The sequence below is a fragment of the Vibrio sp. V38_P2S17PM301 genome (genome assembly GCF_009904845.1).
Taxonomy (GTDB): Bacteria; Pseudomonadota; Gammaproteobacteria; order Enterobacterales; family Vibrionaceae; genus Vibrio; species Vibrio proteolyticus.
Genome location: NZ_WXWO01000071.1, coordinates 1 through 22,477 on the forward strand (window position 1 = coordinate 1; position 22,477 = coordinate 22,477).

Sequence of the window (22,477 nt, forward strand, 5' to 3'; positions counted from 1 at the left end):
GAACACACTCCCTCCCGGTGAGGGAATGTGATCCATTTATGCATCGCTCAGCACTCCACGACGAATCTGATCTTCTTCTATCGATTCAAACAGCGCTTTGAAATTACCTTCACCAAAGCCTTCATTGCCTTTACGCTGGATGATTTCGAAGAACACAGGACCGATAACGGTTTGAGTGAAGATTTGCAGCAGAATGCCATCTTTCATCGGCGCGCCATCGATCAGAATTTGCAGTTCACGCAGTTTGTCGACATCCTCGGTATGCCCTTCCACACGAGCGTTGACTTTCTCGTAGTAGGTGTCTGGTGTCGGCATAAAGTCCATACCACGTTCGCGCAGTGTGCTGACGGTTTTGTAGATGTCATCAGTACTCAGAGCGATATGCTGGATACCTTCACCATTGTACTCACGGATGAATTCTTCAATCTGCGATTTATCGTCCGATGATTCATTAATCGGAATACGAATTTTGCCACATGGTGCTGTCATGGCGCGGCTAACCAGCCCCGTCAGTTTCCCTTCAATGTCGAAATAACGGATTTCACGGAAGTTACCGATACGCTCGTAAAAACCGGCCCAAACATCCATGTTGCCCTGCTTCACATTGTGTGTCAGGTGATCAATGACGTAGAGGCCCGCATCCATTTTCTTCAGGCGCTCTTGTGCATCGTCGTAGAATTTGAAGTCCACGTCATAGATGCTGCTGCTACCATAGCGGTCAACAAAGTACAGCAGGCTTTCACCAATGCCGTAAACGGCTGGAATACTCAGTTCCATCGGGCCGATTTCGGTTACGTACTGTTTCGCGCCGTTAGCAAGCGCATGCGCCATCGCTTGCGCAGAATCGTGTACACGGAAAGCCATGCCACACACTGAAGGGCCATGTTCTTTCGCAAACTCTTCTGCCTGACTATGAGGCTGAGCGTTGACAATAAAGCTGATCTCGCCCTGACGATACAGCCACGCCTCTTTTGAGCGGTGCTTCGCGATCTCCGCAAAACCCAGCGAACTGAACAGTGCTTTCAGGTCGGCAATGCCTTTCTCATTTGCAGCGGTATATTCCACAAACTCAAAACCATCAGTGCCCAGTGGGTTGTACGATTCAGTCATGCTCTACTCCTTTAGGTTCATCACAGGGGCGTCCACACGCCCTCACAAAGCGGTATGTATTAAAGGTGAAGCACAACCAATAAAAAGGAAATACAGCAGGCTAAATAGCTGTAATAAAAAGAAATGACGGCCATCGTCACAATAAATTTACATAAATTAAACAACCTTTACATTATTTGCATTAAACACCAGCTAAACTGATGTTTAGAGACAAGTTTTTACTGTGTAACGAAACTCAGACGAGCACCCTGCAGGTGTAAATCTGTTACGCAGAAAGTACCGCTTGAATTACACAACAGGATTTCGAACAAAACGCTACGCAATCGATTCCCTATGCAACTTAGGTTTTTTGTAATTTAGGTGTGATTGTCGCGGAATGACAATTGTTTATTTATGGTTATTCACTATACTCTCCCTCTCATTTATGAGAAATCATTGAAATAATTAATAATTTGCTTGCATGCTAAAAAACAACCCAATATCAAAAAGCACTATTAAAGTCATCATTGCCATTCTCCTGCTGCCAATGCCTATCGTGTTTCTGGCGGCTTACAAAGCAGGCTTGATGAGTATTGATGACGGACTGAGCAACATCGCTGACGGGTATGTTCATACCTTAGATGACATTATTGAAGACCTGCGTAGTGAAAATTTGAAAGCATTGCGTCACCCGGAGAACTGCGAACGTATTCAGCAGGACTTGCTGTTCGAAAGTGTCTTACGAGAAATGTTTGTGATCAAAGACCGCAAATTGATCTGCTCGTCCAAACGCGGGGAATCATCCATAGATGTAAGTGACAGGCTGCCAGAAAGTGGATTGCGAGCGGGAGTATTTCTCTATGATTTGGGGCAAGACATCAAAGCCCGGACACTGATCGTGGTCGACGTACACCGAACACAACCGAATATCGGGGTTGTCTCCGGGGTTGAAAAGCAGTTCGTCATTGCTAAGTTAGGCTACACCAATGACAGCCGGGTGAAGCGAGCCGTTATTCGTTCCGGTACACGTTACTTCCCGGTCGATGAGCGTTTTGAATCGGACACAAGACACACGGTGGTCAAGTCGAAAAAATTTGGTTACGAGATTTTTGTTGAAGCCAGTGCCGACTACAGCCGATCACAACAGGGCTTTTTCCTGTTGTCGGCATTGCCGGTCTCGCTGGCGCTGTCTGCGCTGATCTTCATATTAATGATGTGGTCTGGGCGTAAAAACACCATGCTGAGCGACATCAAAAAAGCATTGGCACGCCAGGAGTTCTTTCTGGTTTACCAGCCTGTCGTGGACATCGAAACCAATCAAATTTCAGGGTTTGAAGCGCTGATGCGTTGGATTCATCCTCAAACCGGGTATATCCGCCCAGATACGTTTATCGCGCTGGCGGAAGAACATAACCTGATCAATGAGCTGACCGATTATGTGTTCGATTGTGCGTACCGAGATTGCAAAGATTTGGTGTTTAAACACCGCGTTCACATCGGGATTAATGTGCCGCCTTCTTATCTCAACTGTAAAAACTGTCTGGAAAATCTCAAGTTAAATCAGCAGCGTTTTGACGAGCTTAACCTGATCCTCGGGCTGGAAATCACTGAGCGCCAGTTACTCGATAAAGAAACTCAAAGCATACTCGATGATGTGCGTGCACTGGGTATTGACGTTGCCATCGATGATTTTGGCACCGGACATACGGCTCTCTCTGTGATGCAAAACATCCGCTTTGACTACCTGAAAATAGACAAATGTTTCGTTGACACCATAGGTATCGAATCCATCAACGCCCCAGTGCTCAATTCGATCATTGAACTTGGACATCAACTCAATGTTCATATCATCGCAGAAGGCGTGGAAACACTGGAGCAGGTCAAATACCTCACTGCGAAAGGCGTGCGTTTCCATCAGGGTTATTACTACTACCGCCCGATGATGCTCAATGAACTCAAACAACTGATCTGATTTATCCACGGCGCAAATGCCAAGCGCCGTGGATTCTTTGCATCAACAGCTTACCTGACGTTGTTACCAGGATTGGTGGTTTCTTTGATTTATCTCAGGGTTACACTGCCCCTAAGAGCGTTAAGGTAATCGCCTCTGTTCCCTATCGAGGTACCATAATGACTCAGATTAACCGCGAGCGTTTAGTTGAACACTTTATCCAGTTGGTGAAGATCGACAGCGAATCCTGCAACGAAAAACAGATTGGTGAGACACTGGCCGAACAACTGGGTTCTCTGGGATTCAGTGTCAGTAGACTGCCGGTCCCGGAAACGATCTCCAACGGATTCAATCTGTATGCCCGACTGGAAGGGACGCTCAACGACAGCGTGGTGCTGAGTTGCCATATGGACACCGTCAAACCGGGAGTCGGCGTGGAACCGGTCATTGAAGATGGCATTATCCGATCCAAAGGCAGTACGGTTCTTGGTGGCGACGATAAATCCGGCATTGCGGCGATCGTTGAAGCGGTGCGCGCCATCCAGGCACACAAGCTCGCCCACAAAACCATTGAGATCGCTTTTACCGTCCATGAAGAAGGCGGGTTGTTTGGCTCCCGACACTTCGACATGGCCTATATCCAGTCCGACAAAGCCATCGTGCTGGATACCGGAGGCCCGATCGGCACTATTGTCAACGCTGCGCCCGGCCAGCAAAAGCTGACCGTCACAATTAAAGGCCGCCCCGCCCACGCAGGACTTGCGCCAGAAGAAGGCATCAGTGCGATTGGGGTTGCAGCGGAAGCGATCACTCAAATGAAACTGCTGCGTATCGATGAAGAAACCACGGCAAACATTGGCCTGGTGCAAGGTGGTGGCGCAACCAACATCGTGATGCCAGAGCTGAAAATTGTCGCTGAAGCCCGCTCACTCAATGACACTAAACTCGCAGCGCAGGTCGCTCACATGACCGAAACATTTAAATCGGTAGCGGCCACACATGGCGCCGAAGCATTGATTGAGTCCACTCGCGCGTATAACGCCTTCGTTTTGGATGACAATCATCCGCATATCGCATCGATCAAAACCGCCTTTAAAGCCATCGGCCTGATTCCGAAGACCAAACGCACGGGCGGAGGCAGTGACGCCAATAACTTCAATGCAAAAGGCTTAACCACAGTGAACATCTCCACCGGAATGGCCAAAGTGCATACCACAGATGAGCACATTGCTATTGATGACATGGTCAAAGTGGCGGAATTTGTGAAGCATTACCTGACGCACTAAACCGGTCAGTTTATGAGAGCTGATATCGCACCGCATCAGCTCTCATGGCACGATACTTCGCTAACAATTGCGCCTGAGTGCAATGCTCATCGCCAAAAAATAATCCACCTTCTTGCTTAAGTTGTCCATAATCCTTTTCTAAGGCATTCAGCACATAATCTGCCTTTTGCAGTGTGTAGTGCGTACATGACTTGCCGTGCACATCATCCAGCATATCGAGTAGTGTGGAACGAAACTTTTCCCGCTGGAATAAACGGCGCAGCGCCGATTCCTCCTTCAACGCCTGTTGCCAGTCGTTTAATAACGCATCATGCCAACTCAGCACTGCCTCACTGGCTCCGCGATCAGCCAAACGGCTACGTTTGTCCTGGTAGGCCTCAAACGCACAGGTTTTCTCACAGTGATACAAGGTCAATTGTTCCTGCGCACTCAAGGTGTGAGAGTGCTTAAGCAGATAATCGAAAAAGAACCGGGTTTCAAAACGCTCCACCCCGTGAAACATCGGTGTATCCAGACCGTTACTGTTAAATTCTGTTTTGGGATCAAAACGGTACATATAGCCAAAATCAAACAGCTTAATCTGGCCACTCTGGTCAACAAGCAAGTTACCCGGACATAAGTCCCATTCAAACAGTCCGGCCATTTCCAGCGAACAAATGGTTGAAAATATCTGACGAAAGACGCTTTCATCCAATCGCGATAAGCCCTCCCCCTCAATCCAGGGCGACAGAATCACGCCATGCAAAAAAGAGGCATAACGCGTATCAACGACGTGTTCAAAACCGCCCTGAGCCTGTTGTTTGAGGTGGGTAAAATCGCAGCGTCGCTGCACTTCGTTGAGAAATGAGGTTTGCCCGTCGATGTTCTTTACCAGGCTTTGATCACGTTTACGTTTCAGGGTCCAGTTCTCTCCACCCAGATTCAGTTTATAGACCACTGCGGTCAGTCCGGAATCAAACACTTGTTGTACATAATTCGATGCTGATGTGGTTGCCGCCAACGTCACGACATCGATCCCCAAACCGTCGAGTGTACCGATCGATAACTCCTGCCCGCTTTCGACAAATGCCTTCTGCTGGACCTGACGTTTCTGTTCCTGATTCATGATTCTCTCCCTGACAAAACGCTCAATGTAGCGACAAGCCGGGTCTACAATCCGTGATGACGCCTTTGAAATCAGGTCATAAGCACAAAAACACCGGCGCGCGGGCCGGTGCTTGATGACGAAGAAAATCGCTTATTGTTTATCTTTGCCCGAGCCGTCTTTTCCAAACAAACCTTTCATTAACTCCATCGGCATCGGAAATAGAATCGTCGAGTTTTTCTCACCGGCTATTTCGGTCAGCGTCTGCAGGTAGCGCAGCAGTATCGCGTTTGGCTCAGACGCCAGTTTGCTCGCCGCCTCCACCAGCTTATCGGACGCTTCCATTTCACCAGAAGCGTGAATGATCTTGGCTCTCCGGGTTCGTTCGGCCTCCGCCTGACGAGCAATCGCCCGAATCATCGATTCGTTCAGATCGATGTGTTTAATTTCAACGTCAGACACCTTGATCCCCCAGCCGTCGGTTCTGGCGTCCAGAATCGCTTGAATGTCGGTATTCAGCATGTCTCGGTTCGCCAGCATCTCATCCAATTCGTGTTGCCCCAGCACAGAACGCAACGTGGTTTGTGCCAGTTGAGACGTGGCTTGAAGGAAGTCCTCCACATTAATGATCGCTTTCTGAGCGTCGATAACCCGAAAATAGATCACCGCATTCACCCGCACAGACACGTTATCCCGGCTAATCACATCCTGAGTCGGAACGTCCATCACGACGGTACGTAAATCCACCCGAACAATTTGTTGAACCAAAGGAATCACAATGATCAAGCCCGGCCCTTTGACGCGTTGAAAACGCCCCAGGAAGAAGATCACACCCCGTTCATACTCACGCAGTATATGGAACAGACTAAACGCCAGTAACAACAGCAGAATCACAGCCAGTACTGGGGTCAGCATGCCGCTTTCAATCAGAATTTCCATCATTTTTCTTTGCTCCCCGAAATCTTGGATACTTTCAGAGTCAGGCCATCAACTGCGTTGATCCGGACTGTCTCGCCTTTCTCGACCGGCTCCTGACTCTCTGCCGCCCACCGTTCCCCACTGACTTGCACAAACCCTTTGCCGTTGAAGCTCCCTAACACCTGAGCTTCACTATCGAGCAGCTCTTCCTGACCGCTGACTATTTTTTGTTTTCTCAGCTTTAACAAACGACCGAGTACGAAGACAATGAACCCGCCGGACAGCGCAGCAATACCGTAAATCAGATTCAATGACACTCTGAGATCGGGGATATCACTGTCGAGCAGGAATACCGAGCCCAACACAAACGCCACCATCCCGCTGATACCAAATAAACCGAAACTCGGGATCAGCGACTCAGCCACCAACAAGGCCAGCCCTACACACATCAGGCCAAGACCGACGTAGTTAACCGGTAACAGCTGAAATGCATACAGGGCAATCAGCAAAGAAATCGCTCCGACAATGCCCGAAATGCCGAATCCAGGGCTGTAGAATTCAAGCAATAGTCCATACACACCGATGAGCATCAGAATATAGGCAATGTTGGGATCGGTAATGGTGGATAAGAACTGGTTACGCCAATCCGGTTCACGCGGCTCCGTAACAGCTCCCGCCAGCTCCATCACGGTTAACTGATTATTGATTGTCACGCTCTTACCATTCGCCTGTCTGACCAGTTCAGCCGGCGTTTCGACAATCAGGTTAATCACGTTCAGTTCTAAGGCTTCAGGAGCGGACAATGTCGCCGCCTCACGCACGGCTTTTTCTGCCCATTCAACGTTGCGTCCGCGCAATTGGGCCAGCGATCGAATGTAGGCAATCGAGTCGTTGAGCATTTTCTTTTCCATGGTAGAGGGCTCTGCCGATTTCTGATCCTCTTTTTGTTCGCCACCACCCGCCGGCCCACTGATGTTCACTGGCGTTGCGGCTCCTAATGTGGTTGCCGACGACATCGCTGCAATATGGCAAGCGTACAAAAGATAGGTCCCGGCACTGGCAGCTCGGGCCCCCTGCGGATAGACCAGGCACAAAACCGGAATATTGGAGGCGAGAATATGTTGGTTTATATCGCGCAGGCTGGAAACCAGTCCACCCGGCGTATCAATAGTGATAACCAATGCGACCGCATTGGAAAGTTGATTGGCGCGCTGAATCTCTTTAATCAAATAGTCGCCGACAGCAGGGCCAATTGCTCCGCTGATTGTCAGTACAGGAACTGTCTTTGTGTTCGCGGACGGTGCTTCCTCAGCGCCGTCCACATACGGACTCGGAATTCCGATGAGACAGCTCAAGATAATCCCGATAACCCACCGATACATCTTATTTGTCCACAACGAGATACCTTATCAGTGTAGCTCATTCTGTATACTCGTCATGGCACAGTGGGCACGTTCATTTGTCTATGAAGGGGGCTCAATCCACTTTATGCATTAAAGAAACTTGGGTCGGCGCAGCCAGCCAGTCGATCAGTTTACTGGCCGCTTGACGGGTGTACGCTTGTTGGTGATGTGCGTCGAGATCGTGCTTATCAGTCCACTCCTCATACAAGTAAAGAGCAGTTTGACACTCGGATTCGTGCAGATCAAAGCGCAGGCAGCCCGGCTCGGCGCGAGTGGGTTCAAGAATGGACAGCAGCTCAGCTTTTACTTGCTCAAAATACTGACTTTTGGGCGTGATAGTCGCCATAACAAAAAGAGAAGTGTTGATCATTGCAATACCTTAACTTGATAAGTAAATTTCACTACTGGTTCTTGTAAATCAGCAGTTCTCCTTTACCGACAGGCACCAAAGAAGTTTGCAGATGCGGCTGGGCCGTAACCCAATCCACGAATTCAGCCAGCTCCTGCTGGTGAGAAACCGCGTTATCACACACCATTAGGCCTCCGGGCTTCAACAGTACGAAGAGTCGTTCGGCCATGGCACAATAGGTCGCACGGTTGGCATCCAAAAAAATGAAATCAAACGCACCGGACAACTCATTCACCAGCTCAGTAGCATCACCCCGTAACTGCGTGATCTTGTGACTCAACCCGGCACGTTCAAAATGTCTTTGCGCCTCATCCGCTTTGCTTGATAAGAACTCAATCGTAAAAAGCTGTCCATTGGCTGGTAGCGCATTTGCCAGCCACAATGAGGAATACCCATTGGATGTGCCGATTTCAAGCACTTGATTTGATTGCGTTGCTTTGATCAGCAACGCTAAAAATTCGCCTGTATCTCGAGTGATGTTGAGATACTTCTTGGCTCGATCGCTTTGTGGCGCATCGTTTTGCAACCCCACTTGCTCAAGTTCAACCAGCAAATTGCCTAGATTCATGATTCCCTCCACAAGGCAGCCAGAACATTAATAAGCAAACAGTAACATATAAAAATTTGTCATCAGCAGGCTTTTTGTTCTTAAATCACACTCACTTAACAAACAGAAAGCCAACTTAATGATTAGCAACAACAAAATTTCACTTTATTGTGCAAGTTCATTGACCTTCCCCTAAGGGAAAGGTCTATACTTAGTTTCTCTTTGAATGGATATGTTGTTATGCCTAAGTACTCTCTTCGTACAATTTGGATGACGTTGCTGACTGTGCTGGCCTTTCTAGTGTCTGGCGTATCATCAGCTGATCCAAGCATGGCATTTCAAACCTCATCCTCTACGCATCATCAGTCCATGATGTCGTCCCCGAGTACAACCGACCATACGCCCAATGCGCATCACTCGATGGCAAAAAGCAATGGTTATGGCTGTGATGGCTGGTCCGGGTTACAAGACTGTTGCAACGTTACGTGTATTAGTGCTCTTGCCACCTTGCCTGCACCGATAACCAGTTTGACGCGCTCACACCTGCGCGCGCCCGTGCCTCACGATCTGCCTGCGATAAAAATCAAACGGCAAACCACACTCTATCGCCCCCCTATCGTCTGATTTCTTTTCAATCTGATTGTATTCCGTTTCCTTTAACACTTTAGAAACGGGTGTTTTCGCTTGGCCTGAATTCGTTCACGCCTCACGATTGATGGAATCTACACGTGAAAATCAAACCATCCATACTCGCTATTGCTGTGAGTGGACTAGTTGGGTTGACGTCTGCGCCACTGGCTGCTTCAGGCAGCGTACGTACGGCGGTACAACAAGACGTACCCGCACACCAGCCCATACTCAAGCAATGGATTGAACTCGCGCTGGAAAATGACGCGAGTCGCAAACAAATCTACGCTCAGGAGTTATCCCTGAGGGAAACGGCCATCGCCAATGCCACATTGATGGATCCGAAACTCAAAGTCGGTGTCGGCGGCCTGCCCGTCGATAGCTTTAAATTTGATGACGATCCGATGACAAACATCTCGGTCGGATTGATGCAACAGTTTGAGCGAGGCTCAACACTTGATCTCAAACAAAAGCAAACGGGGCAGCAAGCCGATGCAATGCAACTGCAACGCCAGACACGTGAGCTCGAGGTCGCGAACAGCATGACCCAGCTTTGGCTTGAGCTGGGTTACCAGCAACAAGCCGAACGCATCCTGCGTGAGAACCTGCGCCTGATGAAAGAAATGGAGCGCTACATTGCGACCAACTATCAACTCGGGAAGAGTGACACTCAGGATCTGATTCAAGCTCAACTGCAAGTGAGCAAGCTGGATGAAAAACTGCTTGCCAATCAACAAATGCAGCGTCGTATCCAATCCCAGTTGTCCGAATGGTTAGGTCCCGTCTGGCTCAGCAATCAGGCCCGTATTTCCGCCAGTAACACACTCGACTGGCCTGATCTCGAGGCCAAGTTACGCCAATCTGACGGCAACCAGCACTATGCTCTGCTAAACCAGCACCCCATGCTAAAAATGGCCGATGTGGCCGTCACCACCAGTCAGACTCAGGTCGAACTGGCTGAGCAGGCATACACACCTCAGTTTGGCGTGGAAGTCATGTACGCCTATCGGCAGGCCAACAACATGCGAGGCGAACCCGCGTCGGATTTAGTCAGCGCCTACCTGACATTGGATATTCCGCTGTTTACCGGCAATCGTCAGGATCGCCAGCATGCCGCCGCGCAATATCAGGTTGGTGCCGCTAAATCCAACAAAGACCTGCTGCTGGCACAAATGAACGCCAAAGTGAACGCATTGCTGGTCGACAAGAATAACCTGAAGCAACGTCTGGAACGTTATCAGGACACCTTATTGCAACGCGCTAAAGAGCGGACCCGGGCCGTAGAACGCGGTTACCAGAACAACACGGCTCAGTTTAATGATGTGCTCACCGCCACAGCCGATGAGCTGGCGCTGGATCTGGAAAAGCAGCGGTTGTTAACGGATCTGAACATTGCTAACAGCAATCTGGCTTATCTGCTAGACGCATTTGGCTATCAAGTGAACCAACCCGATCTGTCACCGACTGCCTCATCTGCTCAGGAGCGCCAACAATGAAAACAATCACTATCACGACACTGGCACTGACCGTCGGTGTTGCACTCGGCTTTACCGCCAACCAATTTCTGCCAGTTGGGCAGAGTGCCGCCTTATCCGCCAGCACCGCGTCTTCATCAACCGATGAACCACTGTATTGGGTCGCTCCAATGGACCCGAACTATCGACGAGATAAGCCGGGGAAATCGCCGATGGGCATGGATCTCATTCCTGTGTATGCCGAAGAGCAGGCCAACAATACACAGGCGGCGGGCACGGTCACCATCAGCCCCTCGGTGGAGAACAACTTGGGCGTCAAACGAGAAGCAGTAAAAAAGGCCTACCTTGCGCCGCGTATCGAGACTGTCGGCTATATCGCTTTTGATGAAAGTCGATTATGGCAAACCAACGTGCGTGTGGCTGGCTGGGTCGAAAAACTGCACATCAATGCGGTCGGCGAGAAAGTCCAACAAGGTGATGTGCTCTTCACTTTCTATTCACCTGATCTGGTCAAAGCGCAGGAAGAACTGCTTAATGCTTACCGGACGGGCCGTAGCGGCCTGATTAAAGGCGCCACTGAACGGCTAGTATCGCTTGGTGTCGACCGCGAACAGATCCGCCAGATCGTAAAAAGCGGTAAAGCTCAGCAAACCATCGCCATCAAAGCCGCCGCAGATGGCATTATCGCCAGCCTCAATATTCGCGAAGGGGGATATCTGTCGCCGGCTCAGACGGTGATCAGTGCCGGCCCGCTTGACGATGTCTGGGTTGATGCCGAAGTGTTCGAGCGCCAGGCTCACTGGATCACATCCGGCAGTCCGGCCACCATGAGTCTTGATTCTCTTCCAGGCCAATCATGGCAAGGCGAAGTGGATTATGTCTACCCTATTCTGGATCCACAAACCCGCACATTGCGCATGCGGCTGAAATTCCCTAACCCGGATGGGGAACTCAAACCGAACATGTTTGCTGGTATCACCCTACAACCCAAATCTCAACAATCGGTGCTCACCGTTCCACGCTCAGCCGTTATTCACGCAGGTGGCATGAGCCGTGTCGTGCTGGCAGAAGGTGACGGCCAATACCGCTCTGTGCGCATCGAAACCGGACGAGAAGCGGATGACCGTGTTGAAGTCCTTAAAGGGCTCAAAGACGACGACATTGTCGTGACCTCCGCACACTTTATGCTCGACTCAGAGTCGAGCCAGTCTGCCGATCTGTCACGCATTGATTCTGGTAACGACGCAGATGCCTTGAACAATACCGCGTGGGCCAAAGGAGAGATCACCGACGTGATGGCAGATCACCGCATGCTTACCATCCGCCACCAACCGGTGCCACAGTGGGACTGGCCGGGCATGACCATGAACTTTCAGGTAAACGAACAGGTTGACCTCTCGACTCTTGGCAGAGGTCAGGCCATTGAATTTGAGATGGCCAAAACCGATGCCGGCCAGTTTGAAGTTATTAACGTGAAAGCGGACCACAGCGTGCTGGCTGCGGAAGTCTGGGTGACGGGAGACATCACCATGCTGATGGCCGATTTCGGCATGCTCACACTGAAACATCAGCCAGTCCACGAGTGGCAGTGGGACGCAGGCGTGATGAACTTTTCGGTGGCCGATGACATCGATTTGTCCGCGTTCAAAGAAGGTGAAACGGTTCGGTTTCTGATCGCTCGCAGCGGCTCAGACTACACGCTGGTTGATATTGAACCGGCAATTCAGGGAGGCAAGTAATGATTGCAGCCATTATACGCTGGTCGATCAACAACCGTTTTCTGGTGCTGATTGCGACCCTGTTTCTGACTCTGGGCGGTTTATACAGTGTCAAGAACACCCCCGTCGACGCTCTGCCGGACTTATCGGATGTTCAGGTGATCATTAAAACCAGCTATCCGGGGCAAGCGCCTCAGGTGGTTGAGGATCAGGTCACCTACCCACTCACCACCGCGATGCTCGCCGTTCCAGGAGCCGTCACGGTGCGAGGTTACTCCTTCTTCGGCGACTCATACGTATACATTATCTTTGATGATGATACCGACATGTACTGGGCGCGTTCGCGGGTACTGGAGTATCTCAGCCAGGTCGCCCCTAAGTTACCACCGAATGCTAAGCCCACGCTCGGTCCCGACGCAACCGGTGTTGGTTGGGTTTACAGCTATGTGTTGCAGGACAAAACCGGTCAACACGATCTGGCCCAATTGCGCAGCTTGCAAGACTGGTTCTTGAAATACGAACTGCAAACCGTGAGCGGGGTGTCTGAAGTCGCCACAGTCGGTGGCATGGTCAAACAGTATCAGGTACAAATCGATCCGGCCAAACTGCGTGCCTACGATCTGACGCTACAACAGGTCAACAACGCCATACAAAATGGCAACCAGGAGACGGGTGCGTCAGTGGTTGAAGTGGCCGAAGCTGAACATATGGTACGTACCACCGGCTATCTGCGAAATGTCGACGATATCCGCGCGCTACCGTTGAAAGTCACCAGCAAAGGTACTCCATTGCTGCTGGGTGATATCGCCGACATCAATCTGGGGCCTCAAATGCGTCGCGGCATCTCTGAATTAAACGGAGAAGGTGAAGCCGTCGGCGGTGTGATCGTGATGCGTTACGGCGAAAACGCCAGTGACGTGATCGCGGCCGTCAAAGACAAACTTTCCGAGTTGCAGCGCAGCCTGCCTGATGGCGTGGAAATTGTCTCGACTTACGACCGTTCAACGCTGATCAACGCCGCCGTCGACAACCTTTGGAAGAAGTTAGCCGAAGAGTTCATTGTGGTGGCGGTCGTGTGTGCTCTGTTTTTGTTCCACATACGTTCGTCGCTGGTGATCGCACTCAGCCTGCCGGTCGGTATCCTCTCGGCTTTCGTGGTCATGCACTGGCAAGGTATCAATGCCAACATCATGTCACTCGGCGGGATCGCCATCGCCATCGGTGCTATGGTCGACGGGGCTATCGTGATGATTGAGAACGTTCACAAACACATAGAACGCACCCCGCTGACCGACAAAAACCGTTGGCAGGTTATCGGCCGTGCGGCTGAGGAAGTGGGAGCACCACTGTTTTTCTCACTGCTTATCATCACGTTGAGCTTTGTGCCGGTTTTCGCACTTGAGGGACAAGAAGGCAAAATGTTCTCGCCTCTTGCCTTCACCAAAACGTACGCAATGGCCGCCGCTGCAGGCCTGGCAATCACACTGGTTCCTGTATTGATGGGGTACTTTATCCGCGGAAAGGTACTGCCAGAGCACAAAAACCCGGTCAATCGCGGCCTGGTGGCGCTCTATCGGCCACTACTGAACCTCAGCCTGAGCTACCCGAAATCGATGCTGATGCTTGCTCTGGCCCTGATGGCGTCTGCGTACTACCCCATCAGTAAAGTGGGCAGTGAGTTTATCCCACCACTGGATGAGGGCGACCTGATGTACATGCCGACTACCTACCCCGGCATATCCATCGGTAAAGCGCGCGAATTACTGCAACAGACCAACAAACTGATCAAGACCGTACCCGAAGTAGCGACCGTGTGGGGAAAGATTGGCCGCGCAGAAACGGCCACCGACCCCGCGCCATTGACCATGATCGAAACCGTCATTCAGCTCAAACCAAAAGAGCAATGGCGTGACGGCGTCACTACTGACGATCTCAGGAAAGAGTTTGATCAGTTGATTCAGTTCCCAGGGCTGACCAACGCCTGGGTCATGCCAATAAAAACCCGTATCGACATGTTGGCAACGGGGATCAAAACACCGATCGGGATAAAAATTGCCGGACCAGACCTGAACGTGATTGAGCAAATTGGCGCCGATCTCGAGCCGATTCTCAACCAGTTAAACGGGACGGCGTCGGTGTATGCCGAGCGTGTCGCTGGTGGACGTTACGTCACGATCGACATTAACCGCCGTCAGGCGGCGCGGTATGGGTTGAATATCAAAGATGTCCAACAAGTGATTGCCACCGCCGTGGGCGGCATGAATGTCGGAGAAACCATCGAGGGACTCGAACGCTACCCAATCAATGTGCGTTACCCGCAAAACTACCGTGATTCGGTCGTCAAACTGCAGAATCTGCCGCTGGTAACGCCAAATGGCGCTCGCATCGCACTCGCAGATGTGGCTGACATTCGCTACGAAGACGGTCCACCGATGATCAAAACCGAAAACGCCCGTCCGAACGGTTGGGTCTTTGTCGATATCGATGGTCGAGACCTAGGTTCATACGTCCATGAAGCGCAACAAGCCGTCGCGGCACAACTCGATATGCCATCCGGTTATTCTCTGACCTGGTCTGGTCAATACGAATATATGGAGCGCGCCAAAGCGCGCCTGAGTGTGGTAACGCCAATCACACTCGCCATCATCATGTTGCTGCTCTACTTCAGCTTCCGCCGTGTTGGAGAGGTGCTGATCATTATGGCGACCCTGCCACTGGCAATGGTGGGCGGTCTTTGGCTGATGCATTGGCTGGACTACAACTTCTCTATTGCCGTTGGTGTGGGTTTCATCGCACTCGCCGGTGTTGCGGTGGAAATTGGCGTCATCATGCTGGTGTATCTCAATCAGGCATGGCACGCGCGCAAGCTGCATGCGCAGGAAAATCATCAACCGCTGGAAAAACAGGCACTGATCGATGCTATTCGTGAAGGAGCCGGGTTACGCGTCCGCCCGGTGATGATGACCGTGAGCACCGTCATCATCGGCCTTATCCCAATCATGTATGGCGAAGGCACAGGTTCTGAGGTCATGCAACGCATCGCTGCCCCGATGATCGGTGGTATGGCGTCCGCTTTATTACTCACCCTGCTGGTTATTCCAGCTATTTTCAAACTATGGAAGAGCCGGGAAGTCCGGCCAACCAATCCAACTCAATCGTCACTCTCGGATAAATAAGGAATTCAACAATGAAAAAAACACTACTGACTCTCTCTCTGATCATGGCCGCAAGCGGTGTTATGGCTGACGAGCATATGCAGATGAACCATGACAGCATGATGGACAGCGGCACCATGCACGAATCAATGATGGATAACAATAAAATGGACCACTCACAAATGATGAACATGGAAGGCATGTCGGATGTGGGCATGCCTGCCGCTGGCGCCAAGCCGGATAAAGTGATTCACGTGATCTTAACGGACGACATGAAAATCACCTTTAAAGAAGATATACAGATCCAGCCTAACGATGTGGTGCAGTTCGTGGTAATGAACACTGGCAAAATCGATCACGAGTTTTCCATCGGCTCGAACGCAGAGCAGTTGAAACATCGCGAAATGATGCGTCAGATGACCACAGGGCACGCTCACGATTCAGGTAGCACGGTCACCGTGCAGCCAGGCAAAGCCAAACAACTCACCTGGCACTTCCACGGCGATAACAACGTCGAGTTTGCCTGCAATATTCCAGGGCACGCCGAAGCCGGCATGGTTAAGGATGTGGTTCTGAAATAACTGACAAAGCCCCGCTTACGGGGCTTTATTTAAAATAAGCCGTCAGTCACGAGACAACTCTCGACACATTTAGGGTGATTATGGATGTCAGAAACTGGAGATCAGGGTTCGCGGACACCAATTAGAATTCTATAAAGGCTGTGCCGTCTCATGCAGATGACGCCATATCACCTGATCACCTTTCCCCAACTCAAACACAACAGTGGAAAAACGCAGCGTGGAACGTTGCCCTGGCAGTTGTTGTCGTTCTTGGTACGTCACGCAAGCCCCTACTTCACTCTCCGTAATCAAACGCATATTATCTATTTCAATCTTCAGCCCCGGTTTCGCTCCACATTGCGCCTGAAAAAACGAAGTTAGAGACGTGTAATTAAGCTGGGCACCGTCAGGTGTTACCATTGAATAGGCCGGGCTGAAACGTGCTAACAACTCTTCACACACTTGTGTAGGACTCCTGACGTCGCTAAGCCAACAGCAAATCAAATCGTGTGCATCTAAGATTTCTTGAAAATAACGGTTCATCATTTCTCCTTATTTAATATAGGTATCACACCGGAATTCATTATTCGTAGGCTGAGTAACACAGGAATGAAGGCACTAACGGCCGCCAGAGCAAAGCACAGTTGATATGCCTGGAGCTGGCGAATTCCTTGCGTATTGAGTAACACACTCAGCAGCAAGCTAATTAACGTGACCCCAAAACAGAAACTGAGCTGACGGTTGATGTTCCACAGTGCACTAGCATCTGCCAGATCGCCATCATGCACTTGAATAAACGCCAGGCTTTGCGCCGCACTACTGCACAGACTTCCTCCGAATCCCATCAACGCATAAGAGATGAACGCAAAAACAACGTCGTCGGCGCTGCCGACCAACATTAATAATCCAATGCCCCAACCCTGTAACAGGCTACCAACGATAAACAACGGACGCGGTCCAACTTCATTAAAGTGTTTGCCCGTCAGAGAGATCGCAGCAAATGCGGCGAGTGCCCATGGAAACATCATCGCTCCCACTAAAGTGGCATGAATCCCCAGTAGATCTTGCAAATACAACATCGCAATCAGGCTGACGCCAGTGAAAATTCCCGGAACGAGTTGATAGATCAGCATCGCGGTATGCAACATCGGGTCCTTAATTAGGCGTAGATTCAGCAACGGCTGTCGTTTACGTAACGAGGCGATTACATACCAGACCATCAGCAATATACCGAAGGCCATTAACGTTGTGCCCAAATTCAAACGTTCGCCTTCACCCATATACGTCAGGCCCAGCAATATCAGAGTTAATGCCGCACTGCCTGAAATAAAGCCCCTCACATCCAGCGGTTCGATATCAGTAGTGAGTACATCACGCTTCAACCAGGCCAAGGCAAGAAGCAATGAAAAAACTGCCAGAGGCAAGCTGGCTCCAAATACCCAACGCCAACTAACATTGTCTACCAGCACACCACCAATGGCCGGAGCGAGCGCTGGCGCCAGCAAAGCAACCAGCATCACGGCAGAAGAGAGCTTTGCCCGCTCATGGTTGCGATAAAGTACATAGGTCATTGCCTGACCAACTGGGATCAACAACCCTCCCCCCAGACCTTGAACTACACGCCAAAGAATAAGTTGTTCAATTCGGGCGGCACCTATTACTCCCAAAGTACCGATAATGAAGATAATCAATGAGAGGATAAACAGGCGTTTGGATCCCATTCGTTTTGCCAACCAACGACTCAAAGGAATAACTAACGTTAACCCCAGAATGTACCCATTACTCACCCACGCCAGCTGACTCACTGATGCATTCAACTGCCTGCCAATATCCGGGTAAGCAACATTGGCGATAAACATGTTAAGCAAATCGATGAAAAAACCCAGCAGATAAACGCTGGCGACACGCACCCGATAACTCATATATTTCTCAAGGAAAACAACATAATGGGTGTAGTATAAATTCAGGAAAATAAAGATAAATCCACGTATTGCAGTTACACTGTCAAAAATATTTTGACAATAATCCAAGAGAATTAGGTGGAAGCATGCTCAATATGCAACGTTTGGAAATATTTGTGGCAGTCGTGGAAACCGGAAGTTTTACTGGCGCGGCAAATACACTGGGACTGACTAAAGCTGTCGTAAGCTTTAATATCAAGCAGCTTGAGCAGGAATTAGGGGTTTCCGTACTTACACGCAGTACACGAAAGGTGGCGGTCACCGATGCAGGTGAACATTTTTATTGGCGCTGTCAACAACTGTTACAAGATGCGGAACAGCTTTTGGATGATGTCCGCAGCGATCATGCAGGTCTGAAGGGTATCTTACGCATTACCACAACGCCTGAATATGGATCCCGAATTGTAGTGCCAGTACTATCAACCTTCTCAGTGTTACACCCTCAACTGCGCATCCAACACGTTTCGTCATCACACAATGATGACTTGATCACTGGACGTTTCGATGTCGCGATACGCCTTGGTCAATTGACGGATTCCACGCATCGCGCAAAGCTGATTGATCAGTTCGATATTTTACCCGTCGCTTCAAAAGAGTACCTAACAACATATCATGACCACGGCATCGCCGACCTGAAGCAATTACAAAGTGCACACTGGCTTGCACATAGCCGTCTCTCCACACCGTTGAGCTGGGACGTCACAACACCTGCAGGTGATAACGTGCAATTCAGAGCAGATACGCCTTCCAAGATTATGGCTGACAGCGCCGCTTCACTACTCGAATTTGCTCGCAATGGCGCAGGCGTTGCTCTACTGCCCGCTTGGCTGGTGCAAGAAGACATTACCAATGGCTCGTTAATCCATTTGTTGCCTAGTTATCGCTTTCCCAAACAAGGTATCTACGCGCTTTATCCCAATACTCGCCATGTGCCTGAAAAAGTACGGACATTTATCGATTTCTTGCAGAGCCAGGTGGAGAAGTCTCACTGATCGGACTCAACAAACGTCTGTTTGCCATTCAACGAAAATGCCGACCTCCTCGCACAACAAATCAACGAACGGTTAACAAACACCGGTAGTAAGTCGTTTTATTAGTTAACTCACATCGACCCAACCGTTGTTGTTCAGTTTTCGGGGACACAGCTGATTAATAGCCGCTTTGTTGTTACCGGGCAAAGTTCAATTAATCCGATGATGGCTCCAATTAGCGACACGATCATTCGATTTAGTCTGCTTTTTTACTCTAAAGTTATTGGCATTTGTGCAGATACAGTATCGATACGTCACGTCTAATTTCGCGGGACACTTTTTACAACAGTGGTTTCATCTCTAAGCGTCATAGGCTTAACAGAGTCCTGGCTTTAGACATCAAAATAAAATTGCGTTGAGACAATCAGAATGAAAAGAATAATCCTATTAGCCGTCTGCGCCATGTTCGGCATTGCTGTCGTGGCCAGTATGGCATCAACTTATCTCATTTCGAGTCAGAAAATCGACGAGATCATCCTTAACAAATCCCAGGTTCAAGCTGAGTTTCTGGCAAAGAATGCCAGCTACATTCTGGAAAACTCAGACAATCCGATTCAAGATCTTCAAACATTGGTTGACGGATTAAAGCAGCGCTCTGACGTGAGCTATGCCATTGTCATCGATAAAAAGGTGGCCGCCGTTGCACACAGTGATAAGCAAAAACTCAACAAAGTTTATGACGACGATTATACCGTTGCTGGTGCGACCAAAGGCGTGCAACAGTATTCAAAATGGTACGCTGACGTACAACAGGTATGGGTGTTTGACATCATGGCCCCTATCTACGTCAACGGCCAGTTATACGGAACGTTTGATATCGGTATTCCGATCACTGAAGTCAGCCAGGCGACCAACGGAATTATTACTTATCAACTGACCTCCATGGTTGCGATCTTTGTACTCTGCGTCATTGTGCTTTCACTTCTGTTGGGCAAATTAATGCGCCCTCTTTCGGTACTAAAGAATGCATTGCACGAGATTTCTCAGGGAGATGGTGATTTAACCGTCCGGCTACCAACCAAAGGCAACGACGAAGTCGCGCAAATATCTGCGGCATTTAACGTGTTTGTCGGTAAAGTTCACGAGATCATCACGCAAGTTGTCAATACCTGTGTCGAATTGAACAGCTCGGCCATCGCACTGCGCGAGCAATCACAGCAAGCCTTGGCAAGAGGACAAGAGCAGAACGAACAGACGATGCTGGTGGTGACGTCCATGAATGAAATGATCGCCACCGTCAATGAAATTGCCTCAAATGCGGCCGGTGCAGCAAATGCTGCTGGCACCGCGACCAATGAGACGCAAGCAGGTTACAAGACGTTGGAAAGAACAACGACAGCAATGACCAACCTTGAAACCGAAATGAACAGTACGTCAAACATCATTGCCAGTCTTGCAGACAACACACAGTCGATCGGGACCATCCTTGAAGTGATTCGGGGGATCTCTGAACAAACGAACTTGCTTGCGCTGAATGCTGCAATTGAAGCGGCACGTGCTGGTGATGCCGGGCGTGGTTTTGCGGTGGTTGCAGACGAAGTCCGTAATCTCGCGACAAAAACGGCACAATCGACAGACGAAATTAACACCATGATCAACCAACTGCAGAGCGAAGCGCAAAGTGCAGTGAATTCAATGGGCAACAGTAAATCGTTGATTGAGGAAGGCACTACCGAAACAGAATTGGCCAGACAAGCGCTGGAAGAGATCTCAACTCAAGTGATGACCATTCTGGACATCAACACGCAGGTCGCAACAGCAACTGAACAACAATCCACCGTGGCCAATGAGATCAATATGAACATGGATACCGTCAGCCACTCGGTGAAAGGCTCGTTAAGCGCCAGTGAACAGCTGGAAGAGTCCAGCCAACGCCTCGCTGAGCTGTCTAGAACACTCGACCGTCATGTTGGGGCATTCAAAATCTAGCAAGGACGTTGTCCAAATCTAAATCCGCTTGCCGATTGAAGAGCCAGCAACGCAACGTTGCTGGCTCTTTTATCATGAAAAACATGTGCTATCGCTCAACACATCACACGCCGTTTTCGCATAAATGACCGTGTTATCTAATGCTCCGGATAGAGCCGCTTTGTTTCCATGCTCTGCGCTCCCTTGTCACTGAGCCGATATGGTTATTTCTTGTATTTTCTATACAGGGACTCAATGGAGTAATCAAATAGCTCTTTGAGCTGTTGTTTGGCTTCGGGTATCGACATAACATCAAAGTTTTTGGAGACCGCATTGCGACCAAATAGATTCCAAAAGCTCGACTTTATGACAACGTCTAAGTCAAGAATCCCCTTATCAACATCGATTGGCGTAAACTGGAACGTAGCGTATTTGTCCTCCTCATCACCAAAGACAAAGAAAAAACCGCCACCCTCTCCTACTTTGTCAAACCATTCCATTTCTTCTGCCCAGGGATAGTTGTCAATGACGTCGCAGGCTTCATGATAGGTCGAAACAACTTTGTCATGATTCACGAGTTCGGGGCCATCAACCCGATGCTGATAAAACACTTTAACGCTCACACTCTCTCCTCTTCACGCAACAACGGATTCTTTCTTGTTTATTCAGTGCTGGCGTACCGCTTAGTCCATATCACCACTTACGCTCAGATAGTGTCACACCTCGACATACGAAACAACACCCATAAGCATGTAACTCCTTGACTTATCAAACAGAAAACCCTGAAAAACGATTCGGTTTATCAGGGCAGGCATTAAAACGACTAGTAAACGATGAGCGGTAATCAGAAGACTTTCTTAATTGCCGCTTCTGCACATTCAACATCCAGATGGCCGCCCGGAGCGCCACCTACACCAATAGCACCAATGAACGTCTCATTGAGTTGCAACGGAACGCCCCCTGCCAGAAACAGCAGATTGTCATCCATATTTTGCAGTGGCTGCATAATTGGCTTTTCAGCAACCAGCTTCATCAGATTACCTGACGGTTGTTTCATACTGGCAACGGTAAACGCCTTCTTACGCGAGCTATCCAGCGTGTGTATACCGGCACCATCAGAACGAAGCTGCGCCAATACCTGACCCGACACATCGACTACCGTGGCAGAAACTTTGTACCCTTTCGCTTCACACTGGTTGACCGCATCCTGAGCCAGCAAGAATGCACTCTTAGATGAAATTTGTGTGACGGACACGGTATGAGGTTGGTTGGCAGCCAACGCGTTGCCGGACAAAGCCAGAAAACTCATAGAAGCCGTCAGTAACGTTAATTTGATGTTTTTCATGTTCACTCCT

19 protein-coding genes are annotated in these 22,477 nt (G+C 49.7%); 9 read left to right on the forward strand and 10 right to left on the reverse strand.

Going from position 1 to position 22,477, the window contains the following annotated elements; genetic code table 11:
* Positions 1 to 36: 36 nt before the first annotated feature.
* Positions 37 to 1,110 carry a 4-hydroxyphenylpyruvate dioxygenase gene (gene hppD, locus CAG64_RS15350; protein ID WP_161453586.1) on the reverse strand — a complete coding sequence of 358 codons (1,074 nt, stop codon included), beginning with the start codon at positions 1,108 to 1,110 and terminating at the stop codon, positions 37 to 39.
* Positions 1,111 to 1,570: 460 nt separating this feature from the next.
* Between hppD and CAG64_RS15355 the strand changes: the two genes are divergently transcribed.
* Complete coding sequence (locus tag CAG64_RS15355) at positions 1,571 to 3,061, forward strand: EAL domain-containing protein (RefSeq protein ID WP_161457968.1); 1,491 nt, start codon at positions 1,571 to 1,573, stop codon at positions 3,059 to 3,061.
* Positions 3,062 to 3,219: 158 nt separating this feature from the next.
* Positions 3,220 to 4,326 (forward strand): M20/M25/M40 family metallo-hydrolase, encoded by a 1,107-nt coding sequence (locus tag CAG64_RS15360; protein WP_161457967.1) that lies wholly within the window; start codon positions 3,220 to 3,222, stop codon positions 4,324 to 4,326.
* Between the two features lie 10 nt (positions 4,327 to 4,336).
* Here CAG64_RS15360 and CAG64_RS15365 read toward each other — a convergent pair whose 3' ends face one another.
* The 5 genes from CAG64_RS15365 to CAG64_RS15385 all read right to left on the reverse strand — a co-directional run bounded on the left by CAG64_RS15365 (position 4,337) and on the right by CAG64_RS15385 (position 8,708).
* A complete protein-coding gene (locus CAG64_RS15365; RefSeq protein ID WP_161457966.1) occupies positions 4,337 to 5,431 on the reverse strand; it encodes an AarF/UbiB family protein in 1,095 nt (364 codons plus the stop codon).
* A gap of 132 nt (positions 5,432 to 5,563) precedes the next feature.
* Positions 5,564 to 6,352 (reverse strand): slipin family protein, encoded by a 789-nt coding sequence (locus CAG64_RS15370; RefSeq protein WP_202601006.1) that lies wholly within the window; start codon positions 6,350 to 6,352, stop codon positions 5,564 to 5,566.
* A complete protein-coding gene (locus tag CAG64_RS15375; protein ID WP_161457965.1) occupies positions 6,349 to 7,710 on the reverse strand; it encodes an NfeD family protein in 1,362 nt (453 codons plus the stop codon). Before CAG64_RS15375 ends, CAG64_RS15370 begins: the two co-directional genes overlap by 4 nt.
* Before the next feature lie 94 nt (positions 7,711 to 7,804).
* Positions 7,805 to 8,101: a putative quinol monooxygenase gene (locus CAG64_RS15380; protein WP_021703421.1), complete on the reverse strand. Its 297-nt coding sequence runs from the start codon at positions 8,099 to 8,101 to the stop codon at positions 7,805 to 7,807.
* Between the two features lie 31 nt (positions 8,102 to 8,132).
* Positions 8,133 to 8,708, reverse strand: coding sequence for an O-methyltransferase (locus CAG64_RS15385; protein ID WP_161457964.1), 576 nt, complete (start codon positions 8,706 to 8,708; stop codon positions 8,133 to 8,135).
* 219 nt (positions 8,709 to 8,927) lie between these two features.
* On the opposite strand from CAG64_RS15385, the gene CAG64_RS15390 reads away from it, so the two are divergent.
* The 5 genes from CAG64_RS15390 to copI all read left to right on the forward strand — a co-directional run bounded on the left by CAG64_RS15390 (position 8,928) and on the right by copI (position 16,243).
* Entirely contained in the window at positions 8,928 to 9,311 is a 384-nt protein-coding gene (locus tag CAG64_RS15390) for a hypothetical protein (RefSeq protein ID WP_161457963.1), read from the forward strand.
* 104 nt (positions 9,312 to 9,415) lie between these two features.
* Positions 9,416 to 10,810 carry a TolC family protein gene (locus tag CAG64_RS15395; RefSeq protein WP_161457962.1) on the forward strand — a complete coding sequence of 465 codons (1,395 nt, stop codon included), beginning with the start codon at positions 9,416 to 9,418 and terminating at the stop codon, positions 10,808 to 10,810.
* On the forward strand, positions 10,807 to 12,528 hold the full coding sequence (locus CAG64_RS15400) for an efflux RND transporter periplasmic adaptor subunit (protein WP_161457961.1): 1,722 nt from the start codon (positions 10,807 to 10,809) through the stop codon (positions 12,526 to 12,528). Before CAG64_RS15395 ends, CAG64_RS15400 begins: the two co-directional genes overlap by 4 nt.
* The gene (locus CAG64_RS15405; RefSeq protein ID WP_161457960.1) at positions 12,528 to 15,683 is read left to right on the forward strand and encodes an efflux RND transporter permease subunit; all 3,156 of its coding nucleotides are present in this window, start codon (positions 12,528 to 12,530) and stop codon (positions 15,681 to 15,683) included. The genes CAG64_RS15400 and CAG64_RS15405 overlap by 1 nt, the downstream gene beginning before the upstream one ends.
* 11 nt (positions 15,684 to 15,694) lie before the next feature.
* Positions 15,695 to 16,243 (forward strand): copper-resistant cuproprotein CopI, encoded by a 549-nt coding sequence (copI, locus tag CAG64_RS15410; protein WP_021703426.1) that lies wholly within the window; start codon positions 15,695 to 15,697, stop codon positions 16,241 to 16,243.
* A 129-nt stretch (positions 16,244 to 16,372) separates the two neighbouring features.
* Here copI and CAG64_RS15415 read toward each other — a convergent pair whose 3' ends face one another.
* Entirely contained in the window at positions 16,373 to 16,765 is a 393-nt protein-coding gene (locus tag CAG64_RS15415) for a DUF4440 domain-containing protein (protein WP_161457959.1), read from the reverse strand.
* Positions 16,765 to 18,144 (reverse strand): MFS transporter, encoded by a 1,380-nt coding sequence (locus tag CAG64_RS15420; protein WP_161457958.1) that lies wholly within the window; start codon positions 18,142 to 18,144, stop codon positions 16,765 to 16,767. The genes CAG64_RS15415 and CAG64_RS15420 overlap by 1 nt, the downstream gene beginning before the upstream one ends.
* A 125-nt stretch (positions 18,145 to 18,269) precedes the next feature.
* Here CAG64_RS15420 and CAG64_RS15425 point away from each other — a divergent pair, with 125 nt between their 5' ends.
* Positions 18,270 to 19,175 carry a LysR family transcriptional regulator gene (locus CAG64_RS15425; protein WP_161457957.1) on the forward strand — a complete coding sequence of 302 codons (906 nt, stop codon included), beginning with the start codon at positions 18,270 to 18,272 and terminating at the stop codon, positions 19,173 to 19,175.
* 408 nt (positions 19,176 to 19,583) lie between these two features.
* A complete protein-coding gene (locus CAG64_RS15430; protein WP_161457956.1) occupies positions 19,584 to 21,143 on the forward strand; it encodes a methyl-accepting chemotaxis protein in 1,560 nt (519 codons plus the stop codon).
* 203 nt (positions 21,144 to 21,346) lie between these two features.
* Here CAG64_RS15430 and CAG64_RS15435 read toward each other — a convergent pair whose 3' ends face one another.
* Positions 21,347 to 21,745 carry a hypothetical protein gene (locus CAG64_RS15435; protein WP_161457955.1) on the reverse strand — a complete coding sequence of 133 codons (399 nt, stop codon included), beginning with the start codon at positions 21,743 to 21,745 and terminating at the stop codon, positions 21,347 to 21,349.
* Between the two features lie 221 nt (positions 21,746 to 21,966).
* Complete coding sequence (locus tag CAG64_RS15440; protein WP_161457954.1) at positions 21,967 to 22,467, reverse strand: GlcG/HbpS family heme-binding protein; 501 nt, start codon at positions 22,465 to 22,467, stop codon at positions 21,967 to 21,969.
* Between the last annotated feature and the right edge of the window lie 10 nt (positions 22,468 to 22,477).